The organism is Acinetobacter sp. YK3 (assembly GCF_001729365.1).
GTDB lineage: Bacteria > Pseudomonadota > Gammaproteobacteria > Pseudomonadales > Moraxellaceae > Acinetobacter > Acinetobacter vivianii.
The window spans coordinates 1-2,111 of the sequence record NZ_LZPJ01000141.1 but is presented as its reverse complement, the minus strand read 5'-3'; the positions used below and the strand labels follow the sequence as shown (position 1 = coordinate 2,111).

Annotated in this window: 3 protein-coding genes; 1 reads left to right on the top strand and 2 read right to left on the bottom strand. The window is 36.9% G+C overall.

Annotated features, from left to right (window positions below):
• Nucleotides 1-210: 210 nt before the first annotated feature.
• Together A9Z07_RS16640 and A9Z07_RS16635 are read right to left on the bottom strand one after the other, a co-directional pair.
• Nucleotides 211-834, bottom strand: a complete 624-nt coding sequence (locus tag A9Z07_RS16640; protein WP_004770387.1) for a MarC family protein — start codon at nucleotides 832-834, stop codon at nucleotides 211-213.
• A gap of 61 nt (nucleotides 835-895) precedes the next feature.
• Nucleotides 896-1,312 carry a J517_1871 family lipoprotein gene (locus tag A9Z07_RS16635; RefSeq protein WP_069579902.1) on the bottom strand — a complete coding sequence of 139 codons (417 nt, stop codon included), beginning with the start codon at nucleotides 1,310-1,312 and terminating at the stop codon, nucleotides 896-898.
• A gap of 320 nt (nucleotides 1,313-1,632) precedes the next feature.
• On the opposite strand from A9Z07_RS16635, the gene A9Z07_RS16630 reads away from it, so the two are divergent.
• Nucleotides 1,633-1,968, top strand: coding sequence for a hypothetical protein (locus A9Z07_RS16630; protein ID WP_005259112.1), 336 nt, complete (start codon nucleotides 1,633-1,635; stop codon nucleotides 1,966-1,968).
• Nucleotides 1,969-2,111 lie beyond the last annotated feature (143 nt).

The following is a 2,111-nucleotide window of genomic DNA, read 5'->3' as shown; positions in this document are numbered from 1 at the left end:
GAAGAGCTCATTAAGAATGCAACCCCATTATTATCGTTTATTCATGCAGATAAAAATATGCGCAAAATGCTAAAACATCATCAATTATTTTTATGATCTGTCTATTTATTCATTTAAAATAATGACATTAAAGCTGTTTCTACAAGGGAGATTAACATTCTCTCCCACATAAAAACAGCTCCAATTTCAGAAATTCAGGTCTCAAGCGGTTTAGCTTAGATTGGCTGAACGAATCAGTCCTACTACGCCATTCACGATCATATCAATCGCAATCGTACCAATCAGCAAGGCAGATAAACGACCAACGATATCAAAATACCGGTCAATATATTTGGCATGTTTATAGCGAAGATGATCATGACCAAATTTCATCAGGATGAGAATACTACATGTCAAAATCAAGGTTAATGCGATCACCGCCATTGCGCCTGTAAAAGGTACGCTCACCCCAGTTACAACCGCCGCACTAATCGTACCTGGACCGATCATAAAAGGCATCGCAATTGTGCCCGCCAGATGCTCAGGTGCACCGCGCATTTCACCAATGGTTTCTGCGCCCTGAAACACATAACGATAGCCAATGACCAGAAAGATTAAACCGCCAAAAATTTGAAAAGATTCAAAACGCACATTCAAATAGCGACTAAAAATGTTCTCGCCGCCCCATGCAAACAGGATAAATACCCCAAAAGCAATCAAACTCCCCTGAATCAATGCCTTACTAAATATCTTGGCATCCGTATTGCGGATCATCCCTACCATATAAACACTCATCAGGAAGGGATTTAAGAGTGAGAAAAATAATGCAAACGCATGAATATAAGGAGAAAACATGGCACTCTCGTTATCAGCGGAAAATATTAAAAACGATCAACATAAAAATCAGATATCGCGCTTATGAACCTGCGACCAATGACTTACAACGCGGTGTCACATTCTTGAGCTGATCATCTTTATTCAGATCCAATGTCACCCCTAGCCCTAACAGACTCACGCGTATTTTTGCATTGCTATTATTTAATGCTTTCACATTAAATTTCACGCCTTGATCACTATAAAGCACATTATCGACCAACTTCACTTTATAAGACATCGCTTCCTTACGATCGTCCAGACACAATACGCCACTTCCCTGACGATTCAGATTTAAGACTGCCATCGACGAACCCGCTTCCCCTGACCAACTCCCTGAAAATGGTAGTTGGGTAGCACTTAACTGATTAAATTGAGCGGGTGTCATGGTTGTTATCGAAGTACAGCCCACCAAAGCAAAAGCGAAAATCCCGGGTAATAAAATGTTCTTCACAACCATCACCTAAACTAATAAAAATAAAATAATTTCTTCCATTTTCCCACATTTAAGCTTTTTTTAATTTGTAGCGCATGTATATAGCTAGTATCGGAAATGTTAAGAAATTTAGATCACTTCGACGTTACTCCGCTATTTTTTTCAACAGTGATCTAAAAATAATAATTGTGAATGAGAATATAAAAATGTTCATTCTTATCTTAATAAATCACTACCGACTCCATTAAATGTGAGCACTTTGTAATAATTAATTTAAATATAAAATTATGACTTGATTTCTACTCGATTCATCTGTAGATTTTCTTTTTGAGCGAGTAATTCAAATGACTTTCCAGACGATCTTTGAAACCTTTCAAACACTTCCAAATGGAACGGATGCCTACAAACAAATAAAAAACCAATGTGAACAGGCAATTATCAATGCCGAAAACCCTCTGGAGCATTGTGCTTTATTGCTGGTTTATGGTTTCACAAAAAACTATGTTTTGCTCTATGAAGATCAACCTGTCACCCCTGATTTTTCAAACAAGGTAAAAGCCCAACTCACTCATTATATGCAGGAAATCAGTACTGCTTTAGCCACTGAGGATGCAGCTTCAATCCTCACAGCCTTAAATCATATTTCTAAACAATACATCGATAGTTCTAGAATTTTCTAGTGAGTTAAAGCGCGGAAAATAAAGGACAAGGTTCATCTATTTTCAGTATCGCTTCTAAATAACGTCTCATTATATTTTTATACTGAGATTATTATTTAGAAGCGACTCAATATAAATAAAATATGAGATGTTTTAAATACATC